At 67.5% G+C, this 7,032-nt stretch carries 6 protein-coding genes; 3 read left to right on the top strand and 3 right to left on the bottom strand.

What is annotated here, in order from left to right:
- Window positions 1-150: 150 nt before the first annotated feature.
- From accD to QRO93_RS06340, 3 genes are all read left to right on the top strand, one after another.
- On the top strand, window positions 151-1,026 hold the full coding sequence (gene accD / locus QRO93_RS06330) for an acetyl-CoA carboxylase, carboxyltransferase subunit beta (RefSeq protein ID WP_005410473.1): 876 nt from the start codon (window positions 151-153) through the stop codon (window positions 1,024-1,026).
- Complete coding sequence (gene glmM, locus QRO93_RS06335; RefSeq protein ID WP_285304014.1) at window positions 1,026-2,387, top strand: phosphoglucosamine mutase; 1,362 nt, start codon at window positions 1,026-1,028, stop codon at window positions 2,385-2,387. The genes accD and glmM overlap by 1 nt, the downstream gene beginning before the upstream one ends.
- Window positions 2,388-2,648: 261 nt before the next feature.
- Entirely contained in the window at window positions 2,649-3,131 is a 483-nt protein-coding gene (locus QRO93_RS06340; RefSeq protein ID WP_049456111.1) for an RcnB family protein, read from the top strand.
- Window positions 3,132-3,180: 49 nt separating this feature from the next.
- On the opposite strand, the gene QRO93_RS06345 is transcribed toward QRO93_RS06340, so the two are convergent.
- From QRO93_RS06345 to QRO93_RS06355, 3 genes are all read right to left on the bottom strand, one after another.
- Window positions 3,181-4,038, bottom strand: a complete 858-nt coding sequence (locus QRO93_RS06345) for a polysaccharide deacetylase family protein (protein ID WP_053450388.1) — start codon at window positions 4,036-4,038, stop codon at window positions 3,181-3,183.
- Entirely contained in the window at window positions 4,031-5,176 is a 1,146-nt protein-coding gene (locus tag QRO93_RS06350; protein WP_180878470.1) for a glycosyltransferase family 4 protein, read from the bottom strand. Before QRO93_RS06350 ends, QRO93_RS06345 begins: the two co-directional genes overlap by 8 nt.
- A 19-nt stretch (window positions 5,177-5,195) precedes the next feature.
- A partial coding sequence (locus QRO93_RS06355) for a DUF3413 domain-containing protein (protein ID WP_285304015.1) occupies window positions 5,196-7,032 on the bottom strand: 1,837 nt, incomplete at its 5' end.

The raw sequence follows: 7,032 nt of genomic DNA on the forward strand, positions 1-7,032 counted from the left end.
GGCGGGCGCGACCCGGACCTAAACGTACGTCCCAGCATGGTTTTTTCCAGCTGGCCCGGGCACCGCAAGGGGTGCACGGGCGGGGGCAGCGGAGCTAGACTGTCCGCCTTTGCGGCCCCCGGGCCGCCCTGAACGGAAGTGTCCTCCCGCATGAGTTGGCTCAGCAAGTTGATGCCGTCCGGCATCCGCACCGACAACACCCCCAGCAAGAAGCGCAGCGTCCCCGAGGGCCTGTGGGAAAAGTGCAGCAACTGCGGCAGCGCGTTGTACCGTCCTGAGCTGGAAGAGAACCTGGAGGTCTGCCCGAAGTGCGGCCATCACATGGCGATCCGCGCGCGCGCGCGGCTGGCGGCGCTGTTCGACGCTGACAGCACCACCGAGATCGGTGCGCGCCTGGGGCCGACCGACCTGCTCAAGTTCAAGGACCAGAAGAAGTACAGCGAGCGCATCAAGATCGCGCAGAAGAACACCGGCGAGTACGACGCGCTGATCGCCATGCGCGGCCTGCTCAAGGGGCGTGCGCTGGTGGCTTCGTCGTTCGACTTCGCCTTCATGGGCGGCTCGATGGGCTCGGTGGTCGGTGAGCGCTTCGCGCTGGCTGCCGAAACCGCAGTCGAGATCGGCGCCCCTTACGTGTGCTTCTCGCAGAGCGGCGGTGCACGCATGCAGGAAGGCCTGTTCTCGCTGATGCAGATGGCCAAGACCTCGGCCGCGCTGGGCAAGCTGCGTGAAGCCGGCCTGCCGTACATCTCGGTGCTGACCCATCCGACCACCGGTGGCGTGTCGGCGTCGTTCGCGATGCTGGGCGACATCAACATCGCCGAGCCGCAGGCGCTGATCGGCTTTGCCGGCCCGCGCGTGATCGAGCAGACCGTGCGTGAGAAGCTTCCGGAGGGTTTCCAGCGTTCGGAGTTCCTGCTGGAGCATGGTGCCATCGACCAGATCTGCGACCGCCGCGAAATGCGCGACCGCCTGTCCGACCTGCTGGCGATGCTGGGCCGCCAGCCGGCGCCGGAGGTGGCTTGATGGGAGGCCGCAAGTACTTCGGTACTGACGGCATCCGTGGGCGGGTCGGCCAGGGCGTGATCTCGGCGGACTTCGTGCTGCGCCTGGGCAATGCCCTGGGGCGCGTGCTGGTCGCCCAGCGCGGCCAGGACGGGCGCCGGCCGATCGTGCTGATCGGCAAGGACACCCGCATTTCCGGCTACATGTTCGAAGCGGCACTGGAAGCCGGGCTGGTCGCCGCCGGCGCCGACGTGCAGCTGCTCGGCCCGATGCCGACTCCGGCGGTCGCGTTCCTGACGCGTACCCTGGGCGTGGACGCCGGCATCGTCATCAGTGCTTCGCACAATCCGCACTACGACAACGGCATCAAGTTCTTCTCCGCCCAGGGCGAGAAGCTCGACGATGCCACCGAACTGGCGCTTGAAGCGGCACTGGATGTTCCGTTCGCCACTGCCGAATCGGAAAAGCTGGGCAAGGCGTCGCGCGCACGCGAGGCGGTCGGCCGCTACATCGAATTCTGCAAGGCCAGCGTGCCGCGCGCCTTCGACCTGCGCGGGCTGCGCCTGGTGCTGGATTGCGCGCACGGCGCCACCTACCAGATCGCACCGCTGTTGTTCCGTGAGCTGGGGGCCGAGGTGATCGGCATCGGCGCCGAACCCAACGGCATCAACATCAACGCAGGGGTCGGCTCCACCCATATCGACAACCTGGCGGCCAAGGTCCGCGAGACCCGCGCCGATCTCGGCATCGCCTTCGATGGTGACGGTGACCGCGTGCTGATGGCCGACGACCAGGGCAATCCGGTTGACGGCGATGACCTGCTGTACATCCTGGCGCGCGCGTGGAAGGCCGAAGGTCGCCTGCATGGCCCGGTGGTCGGCACGCTGATGAGCAACTACGGCGTGGAGAAGGCCTTCGCCGACCTGCAGATTCCGTTCGAGCGCAGCAACGTCGGTGACCGTTACGTGCACCAGGCGCTGATTGAAGGCGGTGGCGTGCTGGGTGGTGAAGCCTCCGGCCACCTGCTGTGCCTGGACCGGGCAACCACTGGCGATGGCATCATCAGCGCCCTGCAGGTACTGGTGGCGCTGCGCAGCAGCGGGCAGACCCTGCGCCAGGCGCTGAAGGGGCTGGTGCGGGTACCGCAGAAGACGGTCAACGTGCGGCTGGGCAATGTCTCGGCCAAGGCCACGGTGCAGGCCGACCGCGTGCAGGCCGCGCTGGCCGTCGCGCAGCAGTCGGTGGCTGGTCGTGGCCGTGCGTTCCTGCGCCCGTCCGGTACCGAGCCGGTGGTGCGGGTCACGGTGGAAGCCGATGACGCAGCACTGATGCAGGAAACGCTGGACCGCCTGTCCGCGGCGGTCCGTGTAGCCGCTGCCTGAAGCCGGCGACCGTACAACGTGATGCCACGACATGGCCGCTTTTGCGGCCATGTTGTTTTCCAGCGAGGGTGACTGAACCGATCACGACCGGCGACCACGTTCAGCTGCGGCTGTGCGCTTTGTGACATCGCGTGAACGATACGCGGCGTATTCCCGGGATCAGGATCTCTTGCCTGCATGCATGCAGGCGCTACGCAGGCCGGGACCCGGTCGGAGCCGTTAGTGCTCCATCCTTTCACTGTTGTTGCAAGGACCATGACCATGAACACTTCATTGCGCTGCAGCCGCTGCCTGCTGGCAGGTGCGCTGCTGGTGCTGCCGTTGCTGGGTGGCGTCTCCATTGCCAGCGCCGAACGTCGTCCCGAAGGTGGGCCGCATATGTCCGCTCCGCGCGAGGAGCCGATGCGCGCGCCGTGGGGCTACCCAAGGATGGAGCGCCCGCGCGAGCTGGGTAATGCACGGCCGGCATTCCGCGAGGAGTACCGGCACAACTTCCGCGCCGACCATGCGTTCCGCATCGGGCCCTACCATCCGCCGGTGGGCTATGCGTACCAGCGCTGGCACTACGGCCAGTTCCTGCCGCGCCCGTACTGGATCGGCGACTACATCCTCAACGACTTCTGGCTGTTCGGCCTGGACATGCCGCCGATGGGCTACGAATGGGTGCGCTATGGGCCGGATGCGCTGCTGATCAACACCGGCAACGGCGAGATCGTGCAAGCCGTGTACGGGCGCTTCTTCTGAGACCGACATGGGCCTCCCGCGCCGCAGCGGGCGGGGGAGGCCCTTGCGCTCAGGGCCCCGGCACCATCTTCTTCTGGCGCGCCTTGAAGCCATTGAACAGCGGTGCGATCAGCGGGTTGTAGCTCTGCGCGATGCGCTTGCGCAGCCAGCTGGCCGGGCGGTTGCGGATCGCAAACCGGTAGATGCGTTCCGGATCGCCGCCCACCACGTTGCGGCCGAACGGGTGGGTGGTGTGCAGGTAGCGGAAACCCTGCTCGCGTGCCACTTCAATGTGGTCCTGGTCGAAGTCGCCATACGGCCAGCACAGCGTGTCGGACACTTCGCCAAGCTTTTCCTGCAGCACGTCGCGCGAGATCGCCAGGTCGCGGCTCAGGCCGGCGCGGCGCTGTGCACGGTCCAGGTCGTCGCGGCGCAGCCAACGGGTGTGGGTGTGGGTGTGGCAGTGCACTTCGAAGGTGCCGGCGGCGATGGCCGCACGTGCTTCGCTCCAGCGCATCATCACATCATCGCTGCGGTTCTGTTCGTAGATCGCCGCTTCGCAGCCGCGGTGGTCCGGGGTGGCGGGCAGCGACGCTCCGGCGATGCCGGCGTGCGGCCGCTCCGGGCCTTCACCCATCCAGCCTGTGACCACGAACACCACGGCGTGCATGCCGTACTTCTGCAGGATCGGGTGTGCGTAGACCCAGTTGTCCAGGTAGCCATCGTCGAAGGTGATCACGATCGACTTGCGTGGCACCGGCCTGCCGGCCAGAAAACCGGCGTACTGGTCCAGCGTCAGCGAGGTCCAGCCGTTGCCGGCGAGCCAGGCGATCTGGCTTTCGAAATTCTCCGGTGACACGGTGATCATGCCCGGCGATGGACTCACGTGGTGGTGCATCAGCACCGGAACAGTTCGCGCGTCAGCCATGTCCCAGCTCCTTCAGCCACTGGTGGTAATAGTGTTCGGTGGCCTCGCCATGGCCAGCCGGGGTGAAACGGTGCGCGCTGTGCATCCAGTCCCAGCCGGCGCGGCCCATCTGCCGTCGCCGTTCGGGATCGTCCACCAGCAGGCGCAGGGCGCCGGTCAGGGCTGCATTGTCGCCCAGCCGGGTGAGGATCGCATTGCTGCCGTCGACCACCATCTCCGGTACGCCACCGACGCGGGTGGCCACGATCGGCACGCCGACATAGGCCGCTTCCAGGAACACGGTACCGGCGGCCTCCTTGTGCGAGGCCAGCGCGAAGATGTCGAAACCGGCCATCAGCCGGCAGGCACCATCGCGGTAGCCGAGCAGATGCACCTGCGCCTGCAGCCCATGCGCGTCGCGCATCGCCTGCAGTCGATCCATCACCACCTGGCCGTCGCCCACCACCACCAGGTGCAGGTGGGGGTTGGTCTTGCACAGCGGCACCATCGCCTGCAGCAGATCGGCATGGCCCTTGGCCTCGCGGAGCACCGCCACGCACCCCACCACCACGTCCTGTTCGCCGAAGCCCAGTTCGGCGCGGACTTCGGCGCGGACTTCCTGCAGTCGCTGCCACGGGTTGTCCAGGTGGATGTCGCTCCAGCGCGGCGGCACCGCGATCGGCGGCACGATGCCGATGTGCTCGGCTGGAATGCCGCGGTCGGCCAGCAGCTGCTTGACGAAGCTGCTCACGGTCAGCACCCGGTGCGGGAGCCGGGTATAGGTCAGCAGTGAATTGACCGGGCTCATCAGGTGGCGCGAGCGCACCACCAGTGGAGTTCCTCCCAGTCGTGCACCGGCGGCGGCAATCAGCGCATCGCGGCGGCTGGTCGTGTTGACCACGTCGTAACGTTCGCGGCGCACCAGCCGCGACACCGACCAGATGCCGCGCAGCAGCCGGGCCAGGCCGCCCATGCGCAGGGTGTGCACGGTGAAACCGTCATCGCGTGCCAGGGTGGCCAGGCGTGCATCGGGCTGGCACAGCAGCGATACGTCATGGCCGCGTGCCCGCATCACCTGCATGTGGCGGAAGATGTAGATCTCCTGCCCGCCCATGCCTTTGGCGGCTTCGGTGTGCAGGATGCGCAGCGGACGGTTCATGCGGTTCGGTCCTTGAGGCTCAGCGGTTGCGGAAGCGGGTCAGCGCTTCCCATGCAGTGCGGACAGCGGCCGCATCGGGGGTCTGCTGTGGCAGCGGGCGGTAATGCAGGTCCAACGCGGTTGCGTTGCCGAACTTGTCGAACACGTAGATGGCATCGCCATCGCGCACCGCGCGCTGCGACCAGCTTTCGACCACCAGCGCGCGCCTGCCCTGCGGTTCGGCCAGCAGGTCGTGGCCGGTGCTGTAGTCGGTCAATGCGTTCTCGCAGCCCAGTGCATGGCGCATCAGGGTCGGCACCCAGTCCTCGTGCGAACTGGTGCGCGATTCATGGCCGCTGGCCTGGCCCGGCCAATGCAGCACGAAGGGCACCTGCAGCTGGTAGTCGGAGAAGTTGCCGTTGTGACCCCAGTAATTCAGCTTGAGGTCGTTGAATTCCTCGGCGTGGTCACCGGTGACCAGCACGATGGTGTCCTGCTCCAGGCCCTGTGCGCGCAGATCGTCCAGCAGCGTGCCAACCAGGCTGTCAGCGTAGTGCACGGCAGTCCGGTAGCGGTTCAACTCGGGGGTCGGGTCGTGGTCAGGGCCAAATTTCAGGAAGTCGATTTCCCGCGCCATCGGGGTGGCCAGCGGCGGATAGCCCTTGGGGATGTGGTACGGGGCATGGGTCGAATCAAGGAAGACGAAGCCGAACCACGGCGTATGCGCGGCCTGGCTGGCGCGGATGTCCTTCCGCAGCGAGGCCACGATGTGGCTGTCGCGCGCTTCCGACCCCAGCCCCGCCGGCCCCTGGTGCAGCTGCTCGCGAACGTCGGCGAAGGCGGTGCGGTCGAATTCAGGGCTGTACAGCGGCGCGCTGCCGTACAGGTGCAGGTCGTAGCCCTGTTGGCCAAGCACCTTGAACAGCTGTGAACCGCGCTGCTCATCCAGCATGCTTGGCCAATAGCCCCCCGGAAGGCCGTACAGCAGCCCGAACAGTCCATAGCGGGTGGCGTTGCCGGTGCTGAAGTGACGCTCGTATACGCGCGCGGACTCGGCCAGTGCCGCCGTGTTCGGCATGACCTGCGGGGTGAGAGCGTCGTGGCGCAGCGATTCCAGCACCACCATGAGCACGTTGGGCCGGTGCGGGTTCTGGCAGCGCAGCGGCTGCAGCGGATAGACAAGCTGGGCATGGCGCGGATCAGGCAGGCCCACCTGCTGTTCGCTGACCACGCCCAGCCTGCGCATGAAGCTCTTGGCGGTGATCGGCTGCGCCCACGGCAGATAGTTCCATTGCGTGATCACATCGCGGTCGCCGCGGGCGTCGTAATAGGCGGTGGCGACCTGGCCGCCCGCCATCAGCAGCGCCACCACCGCCCAGGCCTGCAGCACCCGGCGCCGGCGCGGCGCGGCCGGCAGCAGCTTCCAGCACGCCCAGGCCAGCAGGCCCTCGGCGGTGAACACCGCGGCAGCCAGCAGCGCGACCTGCAGCCAGGTCTTCCAGGACAGGGCCACCTGGTCCTGCAGGGCGCCGCCGAACACCATGTTCACGACCATGGCATTGAGGTGGAAGCGGTACAGGGTGAAGACCTTGGCGTCGACCAGCAGCAGGCACAGCCACAGGCCCTGCAGCAGTACGGCGCTGATGCTCAGCGTACGCGCACTGCGCGGCCACAGGCCCAGCAGCAACGGCAGCAGGCCGGCCAGCGCGCCGAAGGCGAGCAGGTGGCCGGGCAGGGCGATCGCCAGATAGGCCAGACCGGCGCCGCCGCCCGGATTGTCACGCAGCGGTACATTGCCCAGCGCGATCGCGGCGGCCAGCACGGCATTGCCGACGACGAACAGCGACCACCACGCCAGCCGGCGCCAGCGCCGGGCG

The sequence above is a fragment of the Stenotrophomonas maltophilia group sp. Smal17 genome (assembly GCF_030237045.1).
GTDB classification, from domain to species: domain Bacteria; phylum Pseudomonadota; class Gammaproteobacteria; order Xanthomonadales; family Xanthomonadaceae; genus Stenotrophomonas; species Stenotrophomonas forensis.